Source organism: Bacillus sp. AR8-1 (assembly GCF_008042345.1).
GTDB lineage: Bacteria > Bacillota > Bacilli > Bacillales > Bacillaceae_G > Bacillus_A > Bacillus_A cereus.
Map to the genome: position 1 here is coordinate 21,367 of NZ_QNUB01000015.1, position 25,813 is coordinate 47,179.

Consider the following 25,813-nt stretch of genomic DNA (forward strand, 5'->3'; position numbering starts at 1 on the left):
TTTCGCTCCCTTTTGTTCCTTACTACTTAAAATTACTTTGTATTATAAACGATTCATAATGTCTTCTTTAATAGTAAGTAACTTTTGTTCACTATTTTGTAAAGAACTATCTTTTACACCAAAGTAAAACTTAATCTTCGGCTCAGTTCCAGATGGGCGTAGGCAGAACCATGAACCATCCTCTAATTGATATTTTAACACATTTGATTTCGGTAAGTGAATCTCTTCTTTATGTCCATCTTGTAAAGATGTAACAACGCTCGCTTTATAGTCTTCAACTGCTACGACTTTTAAGCCCGCCACTTCTTTCGGAGGATTCTCACGGAACGTTGCCATCATCTCTTGGATTTTTTCCGCTCCATCTTTTCCTTTTAACGTTAACGATACAAGGTCTTCCCGGAAGAAGCCGTACTTCTCAAATACTTCTAATAGACCGTCATATAACGTTTTCCCTTGTGATTTGTAGTATGCAGCTACTTCACATGCAAATAGAGCAGATTGTACTGCATCTTTATCACGGCAGAATGGGCGGATTAAATAACCATAGCTTTCCTCATAACCGAATTGGAATTCATATTGTCCGCTTTCTTCATACTGTCTAATTTTCTCACCGATAAATTTAAATCCAGTTAGCGTATCAACTGTATCTAAACCGTATGCTTTTGCAATTGTACGACCAATTTCAGACGTTACGATTGTTTTTAATACGACACCGTTCTCTGGAAGCGTTCCGTTTTCTTTCTTTTGAGATAGTAAGTAATCAAGCATTAATGCACCTGTTTGGTTTCCTGTTAATACTTGGAACTCACCATTATGATTGCGCACTGCTACACCAAGGCGGTCTGCGTCAGGATCAGTTGCGATTAATACATCTGCGCCTACCTTTTCACCGTCACGAATTGCATACTCAAACGCTGCGTGCTCCTCTGGGTTCGGTGATTTTACTGTAGAGAAGTTTGGATCTGGTAACTCTTGTTCTTTTACAACTGTTACATCTGTAAATCCAACTTCTTTTAAACCACGGCGTACAGAAATATTTGATGTTCCGTGTAATGGTGTAAAGACGATTTTTAAGTCTTTACCGACCTTTTCCACCATTTCTTTATTAATGATGACATTGTTCAATTCTGCAGCATATGCATCATCTACTTCTTGTCCAATAATATATAATAAACCGTCAGTTTTTAATTGCTCTACATCAGCGACTTCAACTGTTAATTCATCTTCTACTGCATTTACGTAGCTAATTAACTCATCTGCCTCTTTTGGAGGTAACTGTCCACCATCTTCACCGTATACTTTGTATCCGTTATATTCAGGCGGATTATGGCTTGCCGTAAGAACGATTCCACTTACTGTATGTAAATGACGAACTGCGAAAGAAAGTACTGGCGTTGGACGTAAGCTTTCAAACACATATGTTGTGATACCACGTGCACCAAGTGTAGCAGCAACTTCCATTGCAAACTCAGGTGATTTATGACGAGAATCATAGGCTACAACAACACCGCGTTTTTTCGCTTCCTCACCTAACTTTTCGATAAAGCTTGCTAATCCTTTTGTTGCTTTACGAACTGTATATACATTTAAACGGTTCGTACCAGCACCAAGTTCACCACGCATACCACCTGTGCCAAACTCTAGATTTTTATAAAAGCTATCCTCGATTTTCTTCTCATCTTGCTTCATATTTTCTAGCTGTTCTTTTAATTCTGCATCTAATTGTGCGTAAGAAAGCCAGCGACTAAATTCTTGTTTCCAATTCATTCTTCTCTCTCCTCTCGCTCGTCATACCTTTATTATATGAAAAAAACATGCTGTATCTCAATATTTTATAAAATCTAACAGGATTTTACTAGGAATATTTGTATACACTATTATTAAATACTCCACTAAAGGGAATGAGGATTATGCACGAATGGGGCTTGTCAGAAGAGCTCAAAATACAAACAAAGCAAATGATTGAAATTGCTGAAAAAGAACTATCGATTATGAGGAACGCAATCGATAAAGAAGACGAATGTATTTTATGCAAAATGGAAGATATTCATCATATGTTAGCAAATGTACAAACATTAGCAGCTACATACTATATTCAGGCATATTTATCACCTTATACGGAAAGTTCATCTTTTATTACGACAGCTATCCAACATTTAAGCGCCAGAAAACATGGTGCTCTTATCGTCGTGGAACGAAACGAGACGCTTGAAGCTCTCATTCAAACTGGAACGACATTAAACGCTCATTTAACTGCGCCATTACTCGAATCAATATTTTATCCAGGTAACCCCCTTCATGACGGTGCCGTTCTCGTAAAAAATAATCATATTGTCTCAGCTGCTAATATTCTTCCTTTAACGAAAAGTACAGAAGTTGATCCTGAGCTAGGAACACGTCACAGAGCTGCAATTGGCTTATCAGAAAAGAGTGATGCACTTATATTAGTTGTCTCTGAAGAAACGGGCCGTACTTCTTTTGCTTTAAATGGGATTTTGTATACGATTTCTTTATAAATACTTTTTAGCACCGTTTTGAACAGCACAGTAGTAAATGAAGTTATATCGAATTACCAACAAATACGCCTACAATATTAATAAAAAAGGCTATCTCCAAAATTTGAGCCAACCTTTTATTCAAAAAATTATTCTTCTACAAAATGCTCGAAAAGTATACGAATTACCTACCCATTGCTGGAACTGCCCCATAAATTATGTGCACACAGCGATATCTAAGTACAATAATTATCACTTCATGTCTTGCTAACTCTTTTTGTACTCAAAACATGTTTAGAGTTCTTTCATAACAACTATATTTTTTCTAAAATGCTACACTTCCGGCTATTATTTTGTATCTATTTTTAAGAAATAGGAAAAAGGGTACTTTAGACATCCTATCTAAAGTACCCTTTTATTAAAAATCTATTTTATTATAAAGAATAATTGGAGACTGCAAAATGGTAAAAATATAGCATACTTTCAAAATTATTTATAATTATTAATATTAATATTAAACATAAAGCCACTACTTTTACACGTCTCATCACTTTAAAACCATATGCCAATAATAACGGTATTGTAAACAGCATATGTGCGCCATAAATAAATGCTTCAGATGCCCCAAAACCAATAATTCCATGTAAAACAATATTAAATAGTAAACAGAAACTTAAAAACCTTACAAAAGGTTCTTTTCTAAAGTTTTTCCATACAGCTACTATTATAAAAGCATACACAGATACAATCACAATCCATCCGATCATAGTATGCGATGGAAGCATATTTAATTGTGCGAATTGCTCACCTTGTCTTAAAGTAACTTCCGAGAATGGCCCAAAGATGAATGAAGATCCTAATAATAGATGAAATACTAATATACCTGATGGCTTAACGTATTCTGGTGAAAAATTCTGTCCTTGCGCAGCAAAGTCCATACTACCCTTTAATCCTTCGATAAGAACTACATTATTTGCGTTCATTGCTAATACAAACAGGACCACGACAATAACAATCGAAATACCAGTCCAAATAATTTTTTTCCGTAGTTTCTTATAACTCATCACACTACCTAAAAACCACATAAACGAATTGGTTAATGTAACCCCTGTTATTCCTATTGCCAACAATACATTCGCAATACTAAATCCTATTTTCGCTTCTTTTTCCCCTGTAATAAATGGATAGCATACAAAGCACATAAGTACCAATGTGAAATTTGCATAGCTAAAAGATTCTGGTGTCCACGTAATAACTAACATAGTAGCTGAAAATCCATACATGACCGCTAGTAAAAAAGAAACAATCGTATTCTTACAAATTTTACAACATAATGTATAAATCATCACTACACTGAGCGCGCTTAAAAACGTTTGAATGAATATAATACCATGTACAATATTCCCTACTTTTACTGTCTCCAGCATCCACATGAATTGTTGAATAAAATAATAAAGGAATGGATGTCGGAACCAGGTCGCCGCTGCTACATCTACTTTTTCAAGGAAAAAGGAGATGATATAATATCCTTGATCAAAAGAAAAATAGGTATCAACCACCCACGCTTCAATAAAAAGCTTAGAGTGAGTATCCATTTTCCAACCGATAAAAAAATAAAATGACCAATAAAAAATGAAAAGGACAAGGGCTAACATACCCTTTCCTTTATAATCATTCCAAATATTCAATACTTCTTCTCCTCTCTACGGTAGAAATAACATAATTAGATGTGCCACGTACCCAATAACTGTTCCTAACACAAGTCCACCAAAAATCTCATGCCAATGATGTCCTTGACGCTCTCTTAATTTTTCTTCTTCCGAACTTATATGTTTATTCAACATTTTTGCATGTTTACCAACTGTACGGCGAAGTCCTGTGGCATCAATGATAACAATTGTTAAAATTGCCATCCCGATTCCAAACATCGGTGTATTAAACCCTTCATGAAACCCTATTGTCATGACCATACTTGATAAAATCGTTGTATGCGTACTAGGAAATCCACCATTTCCTACTAAACGAAAAGCATCTTTTCCAGAACGAAGATAATTCACTAAAAATTTTAATACTCCCGAAGCTACCCAAGCTATAAATGGAAGTACACAATATAAATATGTTCCCATTGCTTTACCTCCTATGATTTTGCAATAAATAAAATGCCAGCTACTATACATACCATTCCAGCAATTTTCATGAAATTGATTGTTTCACCAAATAATAATGCTGACGCAATAATAACAAATACATATCCGAAACTCACCATTGGGTATGCATAACTTAAATCAACCTTTCTCAGCACAATCATCCATAATAATGCACTTAAACCGTAAAAAGCTAGTCCGAAAAAGTTCGGTACGTTAATGAAATTCATAATACCTACAGCCGCTGAACTTTGTGATTTCATTGCGCCAAACTTTAATAAAATTTGCCCTACAACTCCCATACCAACTGATAAAATAATCATTAAAAATTGTTGCATCTCTATACTCCTTAACTGTTTATATTCAAAAAATGTTTTATTCCAAATAAAAAACGTTTAAGACACTCCTCTTAAACGTTTTAACAAACCCGAATAGAGTAATTAAAAGTTCAATAGTATAATAATAACTGTTATCGCATATAACAACACTGTTATTAAAATATGCTGATCCTCTAATAAAACTTTATCTGGTTCTCCACCTTTATCTTCCATGTGAACTAAATATAAATAACGAAAAATCCCGTAAATTACAAATGGGATTGTCCACATTAAATAGATACTTTTCCCTGCATTAAAAGTAAAGATAGCATAAGTTACAATAGTTGCCGATGTAACAATTGTACTTAATTGGTCTAACAAAGCAGAAGAATAACTTTCTAATACTTTTCTATGAGAACCTTTATTATTCTGTAACAATACTAATTCATGTCGTCTTTTATTAATGGCCAAGAATAGTGACAGTAATAATGTACATAATAAAAACCACGGTGTAAATGGCACTTGAATAACTAATCCACCGGCCAATGCTCGTAAAACAAATCCAGATGCAATAATTAAAATATCAATGATTACAACGTGCTTTAAACGAATTGAATACGCTACATTTAAAATAAAATAGACTGCTAATACTAAGCACAATAACGGATTTAGTATATATGAAACTACTAAAGACGCTACTAAAATAACACAACCTGCCGTAATAGCAAAGTACGGATTTAATGCACCCGATGCCATCGGTCGATATCGCTTAACAGGGTGTTGTCGATCTGCCTCAATATCCATAAAATCATTTAAAATATAGACACAGCCAGATATTGCACAAAATAGGGCAAAACAAATTGCAGCTTGTGCCACCATAGTTAAAGATACTTGTTTTATCGAAAAGACTAACGCTGCAAATACAAGCAAGTTTTTAGTCCATTGTTTCGGGCGTAACTGTTTAAAAAACAATACAACTATATTTTGTTGAGATAAAGTTCCTTCCCTCATAATAATAAGAGTGCTTCTATTTTTTTCACTCTCTTCATTCCCTCCCTATTAAATTGTTATTTACTTCTAATACAGGAAAGATTATATCACATAAGTATAACATTGAAAATCAGCTATTAAATACCAATAAAGAGGTCTCTCATCCATATTGGTAGTTCTAATAGACAAAGCTACAACAGCATTACACGCTCATTAATGGAATCAACATTTTCTAAAAGTAATCATCTTCATGATGATGCATTCTCGTTAAAATAATCGTATCGTCTCCATTGCTAATATTCTTTCATTAACACAATTACAGAAGTTAATCTTGAGCTCGGGACACGCCTCAAAGTTACAATTGGCTTACCCGAAAAAAGTGATGCACTTGGTTCTGTAAAGAAACAGACCGTACTTCCTTTTTCAAATGGAATTTTATACACGATTTCTTTATAAACATTTTTTTCAACAGCGTAGTAGCAAACAAAGTTATATCGAATTACCAATAAACAGGTCTACTATACCAATAAAAAGGCTGCCTCAAAAATTCGAGACAGCCTTTTCTTCAAAAAAATTATTCTTCTCCAAAACGCTCTACAAGTGTTGCAAGTGTACGTACCATTGCACCAGTTGCTCCAGCTGGACCTAAGTCGTGCGCGCCTTTTGTTTCTGATGTTCCAGCGATATCTAAGTGTACCCATGGTGTATCTTCAGCGAATTCGCCTAGGAATGTACCTGCCATAACCGCATGTCCTTCACGGCCTGGTGAGTTATTTAAATCAGCAAACTTACTGTTTCTCACACGTTCTTTATCACGATCAAAAATCGGTAGTTGCCAAATTGGCTCATCTGTTTCCATAGAAGCCTCTAGCACTTGCTCAAATAACTCTTCATTATTTGTCATTGCGCCTGTCGTATAGTTTCCAAGTGCAACAATTACACCGCCTGTTAATGTGGCAACATCAACAAGGTAGTTTGCACCAAGTTTTTTCGCATACGTAATACCGTCAGCTAAAGCTAGACGACCTTCTGCATCCGTATTTAATACTTCAATTGTTTTTCCGCTCATAGATGTGATTACATCGTCTGGCTTAAATGCCGTACCACTTACAACGTTATCAGTTGAAGGAATAACAGCGATCACATTTTGTTCTGGGCGAAGTTCACCGATAATTTCCATCGCACCTAATACAGCAGCTGCACCGCCCATATCACCTTTCATACCAACCATGCCTTCACGTGGCTTTAAAGAATAACCACCTGTATCGTATGTAATACCTTTTCCAACGAATCCAATGACATCTGTCCACTCTTCTTTTCCTTTATAAATAAGAGCGATCATTTTTGGTGGCTCTACACTACCTTGGTTTACTGCAAGTAACGCACCCATACCAAGGTCTTCCATCTCTTCTTTCTCAAGAACTTTATAGTCCATATCATATTTCTCCGCTAATTCAACAGCATACTCAGCAAGCTTTGTCGCTGTTAATACGTTTGGCGGCATATTTACAAGTGTACGAGCTGAATTTGTTGCACGTCCATGTACGTAGCCAACTGTTAATGCTGCTTCAATTTCTTGTGCATCTTCCGCTGTAATAGCCGTGAACTTCTCTAACTCTACACGATCCTTTTTATCTGATTTATACGTTTGTAACTCATATGTACCAAGGCCTTGTACCTCTGCCGCAATATGAGCGACATCAATCGCGTCTAATTTCTCTGTTACGAAAGAATCAAGTAAGATTGCTGCATCTTGTACTTTTGCTGCTTGCAGTGTTTTAAACGCCTTACCAAGAGCCGCGCGTAACGTTTCTGTCGTGTAAGATTCTTTCTTTCCTAAACCAACAAAGTAATAACGTTTCACATTTGTTTTCCCTAAGCTATGTACTTTTGAAATGGCCTTTTTCTTCGTAGATAATTCTTTCTCTTCTAGTAAAACTTGTAATTGCCCTTCAAACGCTTTGTCCAGTTCTTGTACAAAACTACTCATTTTCTCTTCTTCAAATAAAGCAACAATTACCGCTTCATGACCTGCTAATTCTTTTTGTACTTGAAACATGTTCAGACCCCCTAAATTTCTCTACCACCATTATAACTTTATTTTCGATAAAATGCGATAATTCTAACTACAGTTATATGACGTGTAAAATCTCCTCTATTATGAAATAAGCCAAGAAAAAAAGTCTAGCGTAATTACGACTAGACTATCTTTGCTTTAAATATTGACCACGAAACACTTGCATCGTTTCGTCTTGATTTAACATCGTTAACTCTTCTTCTGTAAACTTACCTTTTCCTACTTTTACTACATACACATTTACTTTTTTCTTACCCCATTGGCTATAAACATCTTTCACCGTATCATAATATAAATCAAGACGGTTTCCTTTTATTGCTCCGCCCTTATCAGCTACTACACCATACCCGTAACCTGGCACGAAGAGAATCGTTCCAATCGGGAATACGCGTAAGTCCGCAGCAATTGTGGAATATAAATCCCTTTTCACTTTAACACCTGAATATGTAATACCATACTCTGGATGCCCTGGCCTCTTACCTGTTGACTCAATCCCCGATGTATAACCTGTTGCAGTCATTTCAATTGAACGATATTTAGACCAGTCGTTTGCCTGCTCTAAAGCATTTATCACTTCTTTACTCGGAGCAACATTTCTCTTAACTTCTGCTGCATGTACTTCTTTTGCACTCATTCCTTCATATGTCTTTACAATCTCTAATAAAGAAACTCCAGTGAAAGCCTTCCATGTTACGCATAATGCAAATGCAAGTAAACAAGTCATCATAATGCGAATACAATATCGTTTTAACATTTTTATATTCCACACTCCTTCATCGTTAATCATTCCCTATACGATGAAGGAATATGCAAAAAATAATCTCCAACTTAGTTGGAGATTAAAACATTTGATATCCGCTTTTCCGAAGTTTCTTGATTACGACTCCTGCTAAAGCAGCCCCTACTAATCCAGTAGATAGAATAAACACGTCTGCTTGTCCTAAGTGCGATACACTTGTCCCAAATGAAGAAAATGTTTCTTTCGGTTTTGAAAAATAATCCCACATACTCGCTTTATTAATAATAAGCATACAAACAATCGGATACACAATAACCATTACCCAAGTAGCTCGCAAAATCATGTTGAGTAAAAATCCAATTCCAAAGAACAAAATAAAAAATAACATCATTGAAATAAGTAGTACCGGTATACTCACTCTTTCTCCCTCTCCTTCGCACGTGCCGTAAATACGTGATAGGCTGTATAACCAAATGGTTCTCCTGGATTTAATGTTTTGTCCACTTCAAGATGTAGTTCTGATCTTCCTTCTAACAAATATTTAATAAGTACAGACGTATTCGGATCGTCCGCAATCTTATCTGGATGTAAGAACGCCACTTCAGACAATTCTTTCTCCTGTACAATAATATTTTCTCCTTCAGGCTCCAAAAGGAAAATAATCATATTATCACTAATTTCATCACGAATAACACCCGATCGAACACCAATGATCCCCTTCACATGAGCGACAATGCCTGTCTCTTCTAACACTTCGCGTTTCACAGCTTCATCAACTGTCTCACCTTCATTTACAAAACCAGCCGGTAAAGACCATTTCCCTTTTAATCCACTGTATTTCTTCTTAACGAATAGCCACCTGCCATCTTTTGTAGCTACTAAGCCACTAACAGCTAACCATACTTTCCCGCGCTTCCCCATGATGCATCCTCCTCCATCCGAACGGACAGAATATTCTTTCTTTTCTATATATTATACTATACTTTTTAATTCGCTGTGAAATTTCCTTTTTTCAAAAAGTGAAAAAACCCATTTTGTCGATATACTGTTAACAAAAAATATCAAGATGCAGAAATGTAATTATGCAGAAAATAAAACATTGGATTCATCCATTTCATGATAAGGCAATGTTCAAATAAAACATTTCTCCCATCTTTCTATTGTTATATCGAAAACATGTATTATATGAAAAAAAAGCAGAAACGGCGCTTAGCCGTTTCTGCTTTTTCTACTATATATTAAAAGAACTTTAATTTACCTTTTTTAAGAACTAATAAAGGTCCACCTAATAAGAATAAGTAGCGGTTATCGATTACTTTCTTCATGAAGGAAGCTTTCCAACCTGTTAACTTTTTACCCATAACAACGCCCATTGCATCGTCATGACCTAAAGAACATACAGATCCTTTATTATCGAATGCGAATTTTTTCATTTCGCCCTTGCCACGAACTAATACAGTTAAGTTGTGTGCAATATTGTAACCTTGTTGAATTGCAATTTGTGCTGTTGGTGGGTAAGGACGGTTAATTTCTTCGTTAATGATTAACGCTGCATCACCAACCATGAATACCTCTTCGTATCCTGGAGCGTGCATGTACTCATCAACTTTTACACGTCCGCGCATTGCTTCAAAGCCAGACTCTTCCACAATACCATTACCACGAACACCTGCAGCCCAAACTACTGTTTCAGACTTAATTAATTCAGTATCATCACCATTTGCAACAATAATACCTTCTTCAGTTGCTTCTTTAATTGCTGTACCGATGCGGAATTCTACGCCTTTTTTCTCAAGTTGTTTTACAGCATATTCTACTAATGCTGGATCGAAACCTGGAAGTGCTGTTGGAGCAGCTTCTACACAGATGATACGTGCTTTTTCACGTGGTACATTGTACTGTTTGCAAAGTTCAGGAACACGGTTTGCAAGCTCACCTACGTACTCGATACCAGTAAATCCAGCACCACCAACAACGATTGTTACTAACTCATCGCGCTTTTCATCTGCATATTTAGCGAAACTAGCTTCCATATGCTCACGAATTTCACGAGTTGCATTAATGTTAGCGATTGAGAATGCATGCTCTTTTAATCCTGTAATTCCGAATGTTTCTGATTCGAAACCAAGACCGATTACTAAGTAGTCATACTCTAACTCGCCGTCTTTTAAGATAATACGTTTTTCAGCAGCTTTAATTTCTACTACTGTGTCTTGTACAAAGTTCACTTTATTTGTATCAATAACGTCTTGAATATCTAGACAGATTTTTTCATCTTGTAATGTACCAGCTGCGCTCTCGTGTAACCAAGTCGCTTGGTAGTGATAGCTGTTGTTGTTTACTAACGTAATTTCAGCTTCATTTACAGATAATGCTTTTTGCAGACGAACAGTCGTAATCATCCCGCCATAACCTGCACCTAAAACTACGATTTTTGGAGTCTTCACCAAATCACAACCCTTTTCTTTATATAATAGTAATGAGAAATAATACCAAGTACTAAAAACTCTATTTGTCAAGAATGTGGAATTTATCACATTCTATATCATAACAAAACGCAGTCAAAAAATCGTACGAATTTTGTCATAGAAATTTAACATAATACTTCCCTATATTAGTCGGTTTTATTCCAGAATTCAAGCTTCTGGAGAATTATCAATATTTTAAAATAACATAGCGTTTTCAAGGGTTTTTCAACCTTTTTTTCATGTATTTTCCTTTCTGTATATTTTATACAATACAAAAAGCATCTATGCGAAAACTTACACACAATTCAGTCGTTTTCAGAAGTATTATGAACTCAAATATGCTATCATTTATTTGAAAGTGTCATCATTTGCAGGATTTTCGTGTACATATGAACAATATATGAAATCAATATCAAAATTCCATCTATAGGGGGAATGAAAGTGGCAGAAAATCAAAAAGTTTACGACATAACAATTATTGGTGGTGGTCCAACAGGACTATTCACAGCATTTTATGGCGGGATGAGACAAGCAAGTGTAAAAATCATTGAAAGCTTACCTCAACTTGGAGGACAATTATCCGCACTCTACCCTGAAAAATACATTTATGATGTAGCTGGATTTCCAAAAGTGCGCGCACAAGAATTAGTTGATAACTTAAAAGAGCAAATGAAGAAATTTGATCCAACCATTTGCTTAGAAGAAGCTGTTGATACGCTTGAAAAACAAGCTGATGGTATATTTAAACTTGTTACGAATAAACAAACTCACTATTCTAAATCAGTCATTATTACTGCCGGCAATGGTGCTTTCCAACCACGCCGCTTAGAATTAGAAGGTACAGCAAAATACGAAAAGAAAAACTTACATTATTTCGTTGATGATATGAATAAATTTGCTGGCAAGCGCGTCGTAGTATTTGGCGGTGGCGACTCAGCAGTAGACTGGACGATGATGTTAGAACCGATTGCTGACAAAGTTACAATCGTTCATCGCCGTGATAAATTCCGCGCACATGAACATAGCGTCGAAAACTTAATGAATTCTCGTGCAGAAGTAAGTACACCGTATGTTCCAGTTGAACTCATTGGTGATGACAAAATTGAACAAGTCGTTCTTCAGCACGTAAAAACTGAAGAAAAAGTTATCATCGATGTTGATGATGTAATTGTAAACTACGGCTTCGTTTCCTCTCTTGGCCCAATTAAAAACTGGGGCTTAGATATACAAAAAAATAGCATCCTTGTGAATTCAAAAATGGAAACAAATATTCCTGGCATTTACGCTGCTGGTGACATTTGTACATATGAAGGAAAAGTAAAACTTATCGCTTGTGGATTTGGCGAAGCACCGACAGCAGTAAACAATGCAAAAGCTTACTTCGATCCAAATGCAAAACTTCAACCAATGCATAGCTCAAGCATGTTTTAATATGTAAAAATAAAAGCTCCTTCCATACGCGGAAGGAGCTTTTATTTTATATACCACGAAAGCACACTGAATTCGATAAACTATCGAACTCAGTGTGCTTTTCGTCTACAAAAATTATTATTTTCTTCTTCTACCTAATACGAATAATACTCCGCCAACTAAGAATGAAATTCCCGCACCAACTGACATCATCCATGGATGTGCTGCCCCTGTTTTCGGTAATTCTTTTTCTACTTTTACTTGCGGGTCTTTATTTAACTTTTCCAGTCTTACTTCCGGTTTCTTCAGATCTTTCGGGTCTTCCGGTTTCACTTCTGGCTCCTTCGGTTCTTTCGGATCTTCCGGTTTCACTTCTGGTTCTTTCGGATCTTCCGGTATCTTAAAATCTTCTTTTGTTTTCGGTAAAATTGTAACTGTAGGCTCAAGTGGTGGATTTATTCTATCGTCCACTATCGCTCTATTTGTTATCCCTTTACTTGGTGCTGCTTTTACCTTCGCTTTAAAAATAATACTACGTTCTTTTGTATCTGTAATTTCTAAATACTTCGCTATTACTTTTCCAAACTCCATTTTTAACTCTACTGGATTTGGTTCAGCCCCTTCAAATCGAATACTATCTTGCACGTACTCTAAACCGGCTGGAATTTCATCTTCTATCTTTACCTCTGCTATTTTTCCATTTTCTACCGTGTTTTCAAAGCTAATTCGGTATTCGATTTCTTCTCCTAGCTTCGGTTCTTTATTACTTACTGTCTTCGTTGCTTTTACCTTACCATCTTTATATTCTGGCTTTATTGTCGCTGTCGGTTCCATAACTGGATGATTTGGATCATCTACGTGAATAATCGCTTTATTTGTTATTTCCTCTCCAACTTTTACTGATTCTTTTACCTTTACTTTAAAGATGATACTTCTTTCTTTCGTATCCGTAATTTCTGGATACTTCACTGTTACTTTTCCATTCTCAACTTTAAGTTCTGTTGGTACAGGCTTATCACCTACGGCCTTCAGACTATCTTTCACATACTCTAAAACAGACGGAATTTCATCTTCAATCTTTACATCAACTAACTTCCCGCCATCTACTATGCCGTTAAAAGTAATTCGATATTCGATTTCTTCCCCTAGCTTTGGTTCATGATTACTTACTTCTTTCCTTGCCTCTAGTTTCCCATCTTTATATTGCGGTGTAATTGGTACAAGTGACTCAACCGGTGGATTTGTCGGATTATTATCATCCACAACCGCCTTGTTTATAATTTCTCTTCCTACTTGTACCGTTTCTTGTACTTTCGCTTTAAAGATGATACTTCTTTTTTTCGTATCCGTAATTTCTGGATACTTTGCTGTTACTTTTCCATTCTCAACTTTAAGTTCTACTGGATTTGGTTCCGGCCCATCAGACTTTATACTATCCTGTACGTATTCTAAACCGGCTGGAATTTTATCTTCTACTTTTACCTCAGTTAGTTTTCCGTTTTCTACCGTATTTTCAAAGCTAATTCGATATTCTACTTCTTCTCCTAACTTCGGTTCATGATTGCTTACTGTTTTTTCTGCTTGTAATGCACCATCTTTATGTTGAGGCTGTATAGCGACATTTGGTTTCTCTGGTGGATTTATAGTATCTTCCACAACCGCCGTATTCACAATCGCTTCGCCAATTTTAGCTTTTTCTTTCACTTTTCCTTTAAAGACGATGCTTCTTTCTTTCGTATCCGTAATTTCTGGATATTCTGCGAGTACTGTGCCGTTTTTCACTTTCACATGCAACGGTTTTGGACTATCCCCCTCAGCTCTTTCGCTACCTTCTACAAACTCTAAACTGTTTGGTAATTTCACCTTCGCTACTTTTCCGTGCTCAACTACGTTACGGAACGTAATTCGATACTCTACTTCTTCTCCTAATTTTGGAGCTGGGTTATTTACTGTTTTCTCAGCTTTTATTTTTCCATTCTTATACTCCGGTGTAATAATCGCTTCTGGTTTTTGCGGAGGATTCTTCGGATTATCATCATCCACAATTGCCGTATTCACGATTTTCTTCCCGACTTTTACTGCTTCTGTTACTTTTACCTTAAAGATAATGCTACGCTCAGCTGTATCAGTAATATTTTCATACTTCGCTGTGATTTTTCCAGCTTCTTCTTTTAGCTCTACTGGATTTGGTTCATTACCTTCTGCTTTTAAACTATCCTTCACATACTCTAATCCATTTGGTAGTTGATCCTCAATTTTCACTTCTGCTAGTTTTCCGTTTTCTACCGTATTATTAAAACTAATTCGGTACTCTACTTCTTCTCCTAGCTTTGGATCTTTTTTACTTACCTTTTTATTAGCTTTAAATTTACCATCTTTATGCTGCGGTGTAATATCTACTTCCGGTCGCTCTGGTGGATTTTTTGTATCATCAACAATTGCTTTATTTACAATTGCCTTGTCCACTTCAACGGAATCTTTCACCTTCACTTTAAAGATAATGCTTCTTTCTTTCATGTCAGTGATATTTTCATACTTCGCACTAACCTTACCAGCTTCTTCTTTCAACTCTACTGGGGCCGGCTTATCACCTTCTGCTTTTAGACTATCTTTCACATACTCTAAACCAAACGGAATTTCATCCTCAATTTTGACCTCTGCCAGTTTTCCATCTTTCACCGTATTATTAAATGAAATTCGATATTCGATTTCTTCACCTAGCTTCGGTTTATGATTATTCACCTTTTTATGAGCAGCAATTTTACCGTCTTTATATTGCGGTGTAATTTTTGCTGTTGGATCAATTACTGGATGGTTCGGATCATCAACATGGATAATCGCTTTATTTGTAATGTCCTTACCTATTGTAACCGAATCTTTCACCTTCACTTTAAAGACGATACTTCTTTCTTTCGTATCCATAATCTCTGAATACTTTGCCATTACCTTACCATTTTCTACTTTCAACTCCACTGGTTTTGGCTCTTCACCTTCAGCCTTTTCGCTTCCTTCTACAAACTCTAATCCAGCTGGAATTTTATCTTCTATCTTTACCTCTACTAGTTTTCCATCTTTCACCGTATTATTAAAAATAATTCGATATTCGATTTCCTCACCTAACTTCGGTTCACGATTACTTACTTCTTTTCTTGCCTCAATTTTTCCATCTTTATATTGTGGTGTAATCGGTACATAAGGCTCTTCTGGTAGATTCTTTGTATCATCTACAATTGCCTCATTTACGATTTCTTCTCCCACTTTTGCGCTTTCTTTTACCTTCGCTTTAAAGACAATACTTCTTTCCTCTGTATCTGTAATTTCTGGATACTTTGCCATTACTTTATTATTTTTCACCTGTAGCTCTACTGGTTTCGGTTTAGAACCTTCTGCTGTGATGCTGCCTTCTACATACTCTAAACCATTTGGTAATGTATCCTTTATATTTACCTCTGCTAGTTTCCCGTTTTCTATCGTATTTTTAAAACTAATTCGATATTCTACTTCTTCTCCTAGTTTCGGTTTATGATTATTGGCTACTTTCTGCGCAGCAATTTTACCATCTTTATATTGCGGAGTAATTTCCACACGAGGCTCTTCTGGCTCATTTTTTGTATCTACTACGATTGCTTTATTAACAATCTCCTTGCCTATTTCTGCCTCTTCTTTTACTTTCACTTTAAAAATAATACTTCTTTCTTTTGTATCCGCAATTTCTAGATACTTTGCCATTACCTTGCCGTTTTCAAATTTTAATTCTACCGGACTAGGCTTAAATCCTTCTGCTTGTAAACTGTTCTCTACAAACTCTAATCCAGCTGGAATTTCATCTTCTACTTTAACCTCTACTAGTTTTCCGTTTTCTACCGTGTTTTTAAAACTAATTCGGTATTCTACTTCTTCTCCTAATTTCGGTTTTTTATTGGTTACAAATTTCTCTGCTTTAAGCTTACCGTCTTTATATTCTGGCGTAATTGTTATTTCTGAAGTTGTTGGATCTTTTGTATCATCAACAACTACTTTATTGACAATGCCTTCACCAACCTTAAATTCTTCTTTTACTTTCGCTTTAAAGACGATACTTCTTTCTTCTGTATCCGTAATTTCTGGATATTTTGCGATTACTTTTCCATCTTTCACTTTCAGTTCTACCGGATCTGGCTTAGAACCTTCTGCTCGTAAACTATCTTTCACATACTCTAATCCATTTGGTAAATCGTCTTCTATTTTTAACTCTGCTAGCTTTCCGTTTTCTACCGTATTTTTAAAGCTAATTCGGTATTCCACTTCTTCTCCTAACTTCGGCGTTTCATTATTTACCGTCTTCTTCGCTTCCACTTTTCCGTCTTTATGCTGTGGAGTAATTTCTGCCGTCGGTGTTTCTGGCTCATTTTTCGTATCATCAATAATTGCTTTATTGACGATTTTTTTACCGACTTTCACTTCATCTTTTACTTTCACTTTAAAAGTGATACTTCTTTCTTCTGTATCCGTAATCTCTGGATACTTCGCCATTACCTTACCATTTTCCACTTTCAATTCTACTGGATCCGGCTTAGAACCTTCTGCTTTCACACTGTTTTCTACGTACTCTAAACCTTCGGGTAAAGTATCTTCTATTTTCACCTCTGCTAGTTTTCCGTCTTCTACCGTGTTTTTAAAACTAATTCGGTATTCTACTTCTTCTCCTAACTTCGGCGTTTCATTATTTACCGTCTTCTTCGCTTTCACTTTTCCGTCTTTATGTTGCGGAATAATTTCTGCTGTCGGTGTTTCTGGCGGATGTTTCGTATCGCTCACAATGGCTTCATTAACAATCCAATCGCTCACTTTACCTTTTACTTTCACTTTAAAGGTAATACTTCTCTCTTTTGTATCTGTAATCTCAGGATACTTCGCCATTACCTTACCGTTTTCAAATTTCAATTCCACTGGAGCTGGCTTAGCACCTACTGCTTTTACACTATCTTTCACATACTCTAATCCATTTGGTAAATCATCTTCTATCTTTACCTCTGTTAGCTTTCCATGTTCTACCGTATTTTTAAAGCTGATTCGGTATTCCACTTCTTCTCCTAACTTCGGCGTTTCATTATTTACCATCTTTTTCGCTTCAAGTTTTCCATCTTTATACTGAGGAATAATTTCCGCAGTCGGATTAACTGGCTTATTTTGCGAATCATCAATAGTTGCTTTATTAATGATTTTTTTACCGACTGTTACTTCTTCTTTTACTTTCACTTTAAAAACGATACTTCTTTCTTCTGTATCCATAATTTCTGGATATTTTGCCATTACCTTACCATTTTCAAATTTCAGCTCTACTGAATCTGTTCCGGCACCTTCTGCTTTCAAACTATTTTCTACATACTCTAAACCTTCTGGTAGAGTATCCTCTATTATCACGTCTGTTAGCTTTCCGTACTTAACCGTATTTTTCATACTAATTCGGTATTCTACTTCTTCTCCTAACTTCGGTGTTTCATTATTTACGATTTTCTTCGCTTTAATTTTTCCATCTTTGTGTAATGGTGTGATTTTTGCTTCTGGTTCTTTCGGATGTTTCATATCATCAACAATTGCCTTATTAATGATTTCCTTACCTACTTCCGCTTCTTCCTTCACCTTTACCTTAAAGGCAATACTTCTTTCTTTCATATCCGTAATATTTTCGTATTCAGCAATGACTTTTCCATCTTTCACACTTAACTTTAATGGAGCTGGTTTATCACCTTCAGCCTTTTCACTGCCTTTTACATACTCTAAACCGTTAGGAATTATATCCTCTATCGTTACCTTTTCTAGTTTTCCGTTTTCTACCGTATTTTTAAAGCTAATTCGGTATTCTACTTCTTCTCCTAGTTTTGGTGATGGATTATCTACTGTCTTCTTCGAATCAATTATTCCATCCTTATATTGCGGAGTAATTCTTTCTTCCGGCTCAATCGGTGGATTTTTCGTATCATCAACAATTGCTTTATTGACAATCTCTTTATCTACTTTTGCTTCTTCCTTCACCTTTACTTTAAAGACGATACTTCTTTCTTTCATATCCATAATATCGATATACTTAGCTTTGACTATTCCATTTTCAACAGCTAATTCTACTGGTCCAGGTGCTTCTCCTTCGGCCTTGATACTATTTTCTACATATTCAAGACCTTTTGGAATTGTATCTTCCACTCGCACCTCTTCTAGTTTTCCGTTCTCAACCGTATTATGAAAACTAATGCGGTACTCGATTTCCTCGCCTAGCTTCGGTTTCTTATTATTAACTACCTTTGTAGCAGCAATTTCACCTTTTTTACTTTGTGGTGTAATAACAACCTTCGATTCAGCAGGCTCATTTTTCGGATCTTTTGCAATTGCTTTATTTACAATTGCCTCCCCTACTTTTGCCGAATCTTTTACTTTCACTTTAAATACAATACTTCTTTTTTCTGTATCCGTAATTTCTGGATACTTTGCCATTACTTTGCCGTCTTCCACTTTTAGTTCTACTGGCTCTGGTTTTATACCTTCAGCTTTCAAACTATCTTTCACGTATTCAACACCTTTAGGTAGTGTATCTTCTACTAGCACCTTTTCTAGTTTTCCGTTTTCTACCGTATTATAAAATGTAATTCGGTATTCCACTTCTTCTCCTAGTTTTGGTGTTTGATTCGTTACGCTTTTTTCAACATCCACTTTACCGTATTTATAATCCGGCGTAATCTTTTCTTCTGGATGCTCAGACTGTCCATTTGGCTCACTCACAACCGCTTTATTAACAATCGTTTCTCCGGCTTTTGCCTCTTCTTTTACTTTCACTTTAAAGGAAATGCTTCGCTCTTTTGTATCCGTAATCTCTGGATATTTTGCGATTACCTTACCATTTTCTACTTTTAACTCTACTGGATTTGGTTCAGCACCTTCAGCTCTCTCACTACCTTGAACAAATTCTAAGTTAGCTGGAATTTCATCTTCTATTGTAACTGCATCTAGTTTTCCGTTTTCCACCGTATTTTTGAAGCTAATTTGATATTCAACTTCTTCTCCTAGCTTCGGCTTTTTATTTGTTGCTTTTTTCTTTGCAGTAATTTTACCGGCCTTATGCTGTGGTGTAATCTTCTCCTCTAAATCCTTTGGTGGATTTGTTTTATCACTAACGGTTGCTTTATTAACAATTTCTTCACCAATTTTTGCAGTTTCTTTTACTTTTGTTTTAAAGACGATACTTCTTTCTTCCATATCCATAATTTCTGGATACTTTGCCATTACTTTGCCATTTTCAAACTTCAGCTCTACTGGCTCTGGTTTTGCACCTTCTGCTTTCAAGCTATCTTTCACGTATTCAAGATTACTTGGTAATTCGTCTTCAATTGTCAATACATCTAGACGTCCATCTTTTGTCTTATTTTTAAATGTAATACGATACTCTACCTCGTCACCTAGCTTCGGTGTTTTATTAGAAGCTATTTTTCTTGCTTCTATTTCTCCCGGAACTTCTTTCGGAAGCGTAACCGTAACATTTGCATCATCTGTAGTTTCATAATTTACCTCGGTACTATCTTTTCCCTTTACAGCAACGATATTTTTTATTGTTGTATCTGATTGTACAGAAGCTTTCACTTTTACTTTGAATGTAATAATGGCACTTTCACCAGGCTTTAAAACACCGCCGTCTTTAGCATTAGCACCTTCACCAACACGGAAATCAATTTGATTATTTACAAACTCCGCTTCATCATCGCTTGCATTATCTGTTTTATTTCCTTTATTACTTCCAGAAATATATTGTATAGATCCCGGAACATACTCTAAACGATCATCTAATTTATCAAAACCTTTTACATTAGATACAGGTGCTTGGTTATTTTTCGTATCATTCTTCACTTCAATTTGATACGTAAACTCTTCACCAGCTTTAATTTCCTTAACTTCTTTACCGGCACTATCTAATGCCTTTTTATCAACTTGTAAGTTTGGAGCATTATGTTCTGTAACGAATGTAGCGTTATTTAATACGTAAATATCACCACCGCCACCATTTGCTCTAAAACGCATTTTTGCTTCTTTTAAATCATTTTTTACTTGAGTAGGTCCTTCAAGATGATACGTATGAATGTCAGTACTGAATGAATTTGTCCAATCCGGGTTATATCCTGGATATTTTTTTGTAACAAACTCGTTAGTACCATCTACTTGTACTTCTGTCATAGACGAATCATTCGCATCATTGTCTTTACCGTTAATATTTTTTATCTTTATATATCCAGCACCAAAATCATATTCTCCATAATCATATGCATATCCATCTTTCTCAGCTGGGTCACCTTGCGATGAAAAATAACTAAATTTCGCCTTAAAAGCACCTTCTTTTGGTGTGTTTATTTTATTAACACTAATATCTGTCCAGGCTGTACTTTTTTGAGAGACTAGCCCTTCCCAAATCTTCATGTCTTTTACTGTTTCTTTATAGTTTTCATAAACTAATATAAGATTCCAGTTACCCCAGTAATAGCCGCCACCTGTTACATCTTTAATTTGTGGCACATTTGCAACTGTCAACGTTTGTGAAATCCCTTGCTGTGCAATTACATTTGTTACATCTGCATACGCAACATATCCTGCGCCACTACCTGAGTAATTAGAAATATAAGGTAGGTAATCCGCTTTTCGTATGCTATCAGCAGTTACATCTGCATATTCTTTATTTCCCATTTTCATTTTGACTGGTTGCCTTACTTGATCCTCGGTAACCTTTCTATCAGCAATATTTCCTGGTAACCCCATTGCTGCTGTCCAGAATAAGTAAGCCTTTTTCACTTTACTTCCGGCAGGAATATTAGGAAATGCACCTGTTGACGAATTAAAAGTACTATCATCGTTATCAACGTCCACAGTCATTTTATTCGTTTTATAACCCATACTTTGTCTGCCATAATGATCAGTCGTCAAACCAAGTGTTACATTACCAGTCTGTACTAAATTACCAGCAGTAATTGTAGAATACAGTGGATCTCCAAATCCTTGCTTATCCCCTGTTTGCATTTGAACCTTCGAAGCATTCTCTGATGCAGCTTGTACTTTTGCATCGCTCTGATTTTCCGCTTCTTTTTCTAGTTTCTTCTCATCTTTATCTACTGGCTGCTTCACTAGTTCCGTGTTCGCTGTAGGTTTATTTTTATCTCCTGCAGATACTTTTAATTTTCCATCCACTTCTTTTGATTTAGCATCCACTTCTTTTGATTTAGCATCAGCTGGTGATCCGATTTCTTTCTTACTACTGTCAGCCTCATCATCGGTATTAGCTTCAACCTTGTCTTCAGAAGGAATCCCTTCAACATCTACAGACATGTTTCCTATTTGTAGTTGATCCTTTTGCACACTAATTTTTTGCTTATACTCTTTATTAAAATGTTGTGCACGACGAGCTTTTATTAACACAGTCATTTTTTCATGTGATTTTAAATCTTTAATTTTAAGATTAGAAGAAAGAACCTTTCCTCCCTTATCTTTTTCCTCTACATAGAAATCCGCTACCTTATTTTCAGGTAACTTCTCTCCGTTTACTTTCACAGATTGCGAAGGGAACGTAATTTCATTTTCATTATTTTGTTTAAGCACCAATTCTTGAATTGGTGTAGCTCCCGTATTTTCAATCGTATATTGAAATACGTGCTCCCTCTCCGCTACTTCTCCCTTATATATTTCAGCATTTACTTGCTCTGCCTTAATTTTCACATCATTTCCTTGTAACTCATCCCAGCTTTTTTTATTTATCTCTGTAGCAAAAGCACTGGGTGAAGGCAATATGATGGATAGGAGAAGTGTGATCATCGTTACGACATTAAAACACTTCAATACTTGCTTCATATTTTCTACCTTTCTCCTTTCTATATACTTGCTATCCGTCTACTTAATTTCGTAGCCGTATACATAGCAATATATATCCACTCGCAACAATCCGTCCTACGAAAATGTATCGTTGAAATCCCAATGTCAACAATATAAATCTCATAGAATATTACTATTTTAATTTATCAAAAATAGCATATATATCGGACACTTATACAAACCTTTACCATTTTTAATATAGTAAAAACGTTCTACTGCATAGGCTTATATAACAGTTAAAGGATACATAAAAATCTTAACATACTCCCTAACCTATTCATACATACAATAGAATTTTTACCATTTTTTAGTTATTTCAGTTTGTTGTTTATGATTAAAATTTTCAAAAAATAATAACCGTTACATGTAAAAATATGTTATATTATTAAAGAACGTATGTTCTTATTTTAAAGGAGGAATTTGTAATGATAAACGAACCCATTATCGTAAAAAAAGAAGCTTTCCAAGCAATCGGCGTTTCGGTTACGACAACTAATGAAATAGAGGCATCTCCTGAAGGAAAAATCCCCGGGCTTTGGAACAAATACTTTCAAGAACAAATGATGCATCACATCCCAAATCAACAAACGAAAGAAACATTCGCTTTCTACTCCAAATACGAATCAGATGAAACTGGTACATATACATTTACAATCGGTATGCCCGTTTCTTCATTAGAAGATGTTCCTGAAAATATGACAACTTTAACAATACCTGCCGCTACGTATGCGGTATTTACAACGAGAAAGGGACCAGTTGCTGAAGTCGTTTGCGAAGCTTGGGAATATATTTGGAAATGGTCGAAAGAAAATAAACGTGCCTTCACAACAGACTTTGAACTTTACGCCGAAAGAGCATTAGACCCAAATCATGCACAATTGGATATTTATATTGCGTTAGCCTAAAAAAAGATGCCCATTCGGCATCTTTTTTTGTCGTTAAATAGCTACTGGGCAAATCCATTATTATTGTCTACAATGAGAAAGTGCAGTATAGAAATATTAGAAACTGTATAAAGTGAAACTATACTCAGCGGAGGGCATCTCCCATTGAGTATTAGCCCTCACCAATCGGGCGTTTACTGGTTTTTTAGTTTAAATTTGTCACATAGAAAGGAAGCAATATGGAGGAACTACAACAAAATAAAACTGCTTTAGAAGGAAGCGGAAAACCGTTATTAAAAAATACGAATTTCCTTTTTCTTTGGGCAGCTACTCTTTTTTCAAGCTTTGCTTTAGCCTTTTTTACTTTTTCACAAACGTGGTACATAGCAAAAACATTAAACCTTGAAGCTTCACTCGGTGTTGTTTTCGTAGCTCTTAGTGTTCCAAGGCTTATTTTTATGATTATCGGCGGCGCTGTAGCTGATAAATTCCCGAAAAAAAACATTATGTTTTACTCCAATATTATTCGAGCGATTCTTGTCGCAACCATTCTCACATGGTTTATCGTTGGTGATGTAACACTATATACATTTGCTTTATTCGCTTTATTCTTTGGACTTGCTGATGCTTTCTTCTGGTCAGCAGATGGATCTATCTTACCTGAATTGGTAGAAAAAAGCCGGTTAACACAAGCGAATTCACTTACACAAATGACGAACCAAGCATCGGTCATCTTAGGCCCTGTACTTGGCGGAATTCTGATCAAATTTACAAACTACGAGACAATATTTTCTATTACAATTTTATTACTGATTGTCGCAGCCATACTCGTTCAAAAAATACAATTTACGATGCCAGAACTAAAAGATACAGATAAAGGTATGTTCACTTCCATTAAAGAAGGAATCTTATATGTAAAGGAATCGCCATTCCTTTCAACTTTCCTTCTTTGTAGCGCCTTTTTAAATTTATTTTTAATTGGTCCGATGCAAGTCGGTTTCCCGCTTTTCGTTAAAAATGTTCTGCACGGTGACTCGCTCCATTTCAGTTACTTAGAAGCATCTGTAGGCGGCGGAATGGCAATAGGCGCTGTCATTGTCGGTTTAAAAAATATTAATCGTAGACGCGGACTATTTTGCATTATCATGATGCTACTGTCTGGTGTATTCTTCTTATCCATCAACTTTAGCACCGTACTTTGGCAAGCATTATTAGCCGGCATGTTTTATGGTATTACAATTGCAATGGCTATCGTTCCGCTTATGGCGATGATTCAATCGACAGTAAAAGAGGAAATGATGGGACGCGTAATGAGCTTACTTATGCTATCATCAATGGGCTTTATCCCGCTCTCTTATGCATTCACATCAATCGCACTTGCAATGGGAATTCCAATCGTAACCGTTATGAAAAGCGGTGCAATTGCTGTTATCGTCTTCGTACTATTTGTAGCGATTCGTGTTCCAGTTGTAAGAAAGTTCGACTAGCTACTTGGAGTCATGTATTATACGCATGGCTCCTTTTTAAATGGATCAAATAACGCTATCCCCTTACTTCTTCTCACAGCTGCTCCCCATTCTAATCCAACCTCTAAAAATAAATCTCGCACTGTACTATATAAAAGTGCCTTCACATTTTTACGGATTTCCCCATATTTATAAGCTCTCACAACACTCTTCACTCGCCAAATGAAATTTCCATACACTTCTTCATCAGCTAATATCTGCTCTAGTAAAACACCTTGCTCTAGTAACCCGCTCTTTTTATACGCAAGCTCGACCTTACTCCAAAATATATTAATTTTCTTCGGATTACTCGTCATCGGTACCAGTGCGTATATAAAAGGCTTCGGTATATCATGACGGCAATACGTCTCATCAAGCTCGTACGTTATTTTTCTTTTCTCTTTTATTTGTGGAATGTTTTTAGAAAGAGTTGTTTCCCTCTCGCTTTTTTGCTCCTTTCCGCTACAGCCAGCTGTATAATCCTCACTTTCACATGCGGACATTTTCATACGGTCATCCATGCGGTCAATTGCAGATATAAGAAAAATATATAAGTTCGCACTATACCCGCCGCGCTTATGTCTTTCTTTTGTTGCAACACGCTTTATAATTCCTAGTTCCTCTAACTTTGCAATTGAACGGCGTACTGTACGAATACTCTTTCCAACATTCTTCGCAATCGTCTCCATTAACGGACAGGCGACTCCTACTGTTTTTTGTTTCTCATTCACCGCATACTTTCCTAAAAAATGAATAATGGTAGCATCCGTTTTATTCAATTGAAATCGATAGCACTTCAAAACTTGTTTTTGATATGCATTAAACTCTTCTTTACTTCGAAATTCACTGTATGGTTTCATTAAATTATATAAGCTTCCCATTTATATCACCTCATTTATAAGTAAGAG

The 25,813-nt window shown here is 35.9% G+C and carries 16 protein-coding genes; 4 read left to right on the top strand and 12 right to left on the bottom strand.

Features of this window, described 5'->3' with window-relative positions; all coding sequences use genetic code 11:
- Positions 1-42: 42 nt before the first annotated feature.
- A complete protein-coding gene (locus tag DN400_RS09220; protein ID WP_147801645.1) occupies positions 43-1,767 on the bottom strand; it encodes a phospho-sugar mutase in 1,725 nt (574 codons plus the stop codon).
- A gap of 143 nt (positions 1,768-1,910) precedes the next feature.
- Here DN400_RS09220 and cdaS point away from each other — a divergent pair, with 143 nt between their 5' ends.
- The gene (cdaS, locus tag DN400_RS09225) at positions 1,911-2,516 is read left to right on the top strand and encodes a sporulation-specific diadenylate cyclase CdaS (protein ID WP_000545252.1); all 606 of its coding nucleotides are present in this window, start codon (positions 1,911-1,913) and stop codon (positions 2,514-2,516) included.
- Between the two features lie 413 nt (positions 2,517-2,929).
- On the opposite strand, the gene DN400_RS09230 is transcribed toward cdaS, so the two are convergent.
- From DN400_RS09230 to DN400_RS09270, 9 genes are all read right to left on the bottom strand, one after another.
- Entirely contained in the window at positions 2,930-4,183 is a 1,254-nt protein-coding gene (locus DN400_RS09230; protein ID WP_016118809.1) for a DUF6080 domain-containing protein, read from the bottom strand.
- Positions 4,184-4,198: 15 nt separating this feature from the next.
- A complete protein-coding gene (locus tag DN400_RS09235) occupies positions 4,199-4,621 on the bottom strand; it encodes a divergent PAP2 family protein (RefSeq protein ID WP_000537662.1) in 423 nt (140 codons plus the stop codon).
- A gap of 11 nt (positions 4,622-4,632) precedes the next feature.
- Positions 4,633-4,977 carry an EamA family transporter gene (locus DN400_RS09240; protein WP_001183889.1) on the bottom strand — a complete coding sequence of 115 codons (345 nt, stop codon included), beginning with the start codon at positions 4,975-4,977 and terminating at the stop codon, positions 4,633-4,635.
- A gap of 102 nt (positions 4,978-5,079) precedes the next feature.
- On the bottom strand, positions 5,080-5,967 hold the full coding sequence (locus DN400_RS09245; RefSeq protein ID WP_001206695.1) for a decaprenyl-phosphate phosphoribosyltransferase: 888 nt from the start codon (positions 5,965-5,967) through the stop codon (positions 5,080-5,082).
- Between the two features lie 553 nt (positions 5,968-6,520).
- Positions 6,521-8,005, bottom strand: a complete 1,485-nt coding sequence (gene pepA, locus DN400_RS09250; protein ID WP_000487944.1) for a cytosol aminopeptidase — start codon at positions 8,003-8,005, stop codon at positions 6,521-6,523.
- Positions 8,006-8,150: 145 nt separating this feature from the next.
- Positions 8,151-8,777: a 3D domain-containing protein gene (locus DN400_RS09255; RefSeq protein WP_002094181.1), complete on the bottom strand. Its 627-nt coding sequence runs from the start codon at positions 8,775-8,777 to the stop codon at positions 8,151-8,153.
- An 85-nt stretch (positions 8,778-8,862) separates the two neighbouring features.
- Positions 8,863-9,180, bottom strand: coding sequence for a YuiB family protein (locus DN400_RS09260; RefSeq protein ID WP_000027016.1), 318 nt, complete (start codon positions 9,178-9,180; stop codon positions 8,863-8,865).
- Positions 9,177-9,683, bottom strand: coding sequence for an NUDIX hydrolase (locus DN400_RS09265; RefSeq protein ID WP_000517993.1), 507 nt, complete (start codon positions 9,681-9,683; stop codon positions 9,177-9,179). Before DN400_RS09265 ends, DN400_RS09260 begins: the two co-directional genes overlap by 4 nt.
- 317 nt (positions 9,684-10,000) lie before the next feature.
- A complete protein-coding gene (locus DN400_RS09270; protein ID WP_000856602.1) occupies positions 10,001-11,209 on the bottom strand; it encodes an NAD(P)/FAD-dependent oxidoreductase in 1,209 nt (402 codons plus the stop codon).
- Positions 11,210-11,671: 462 nt separating this feature from the next.
- On the opposite strand from DN400_RS09270, the gene DN400_RS09275 reads away from it, so the two are divergent.
- Positions 11,672-12,661: an NAD(P)/FAD-dependent oxidoreductase gene (locus tag DN400_RS09275; protein ID WP_000829772.1), complete on the top strand. Its 990-nt coding sequence runs from the start codon at positions 11,672-11,674 to the stop codon at positions 12,659-12,661.
- A gap of 117 nt (positions 12,662-12,778) precedes the next feature.
- Here the strand turns inward: DN400_RS09275 and DN400_RS09280 are convergent, their stop codons facing one another.
- Positions 12,779-22,495 (bottom strand): isopeptide-forming domain-containing fimbrial protein, encoded by a 9,717-nt coding sequence (locus tag DN400_RS09280; RefSeq protein WP_147801646.1) that lies wholly within the window; start codon positions 22,493-22,495, stop codon positions 12,779-12,781.
- A 446-nt stretch (positions 22,496-22,941) separates the two neighbouring features.
- Between DN400_RS09280 and DN400_RS09285 the strand changes: the two genes are divergently transcribed.
- Together DN400_RS09285 and DN400_RS09290 are read left to right on the top strand one after the other, a co-directional pair.
- Complete coding sequence (locus DN400_RS09285) at positions 22,942-23,421, top strand: GyrI-like domain-containing protein (RefSeq protein WP_098312685.1); 480 nt, start codon at positions 22,942-22,944, stop codon at positions 23,419-23,421.
- A 218-nt stretch (positions 23,422-23,639) separates the two neighbouring features.
- The gene (locus tag DN400_RS09290) at positions 23,640-24,887 is read left to right on the top strand and encodes an MFS transporter (protein WP_000391931.1); all 1,248 of its coding nucleotides are present in this window, start codon (positions 23,640-23,642) and stop codon (positions 24,885-24,887) included.
- A gap of 17 nt (positions 24,888-24,904) precedes the next feature.
- Here the strand turns inward: DN400_RS09290 and DN400_RS09295 are convergent, their stop codons facing one another.
- Positions 24,905-25,786, bottom strand: coding sequence for a helix-turn-helix domain-containing protein (locus tag DN400_RS09295; RefSeq protein WP_000535237.1), 882 nt, complete (start codon positions 25,784-25,786; stop codon positions 24,905-24,907).
- Between the last annotated feature and the right edge of the window lie 27 nt (positions 25,787-25,813).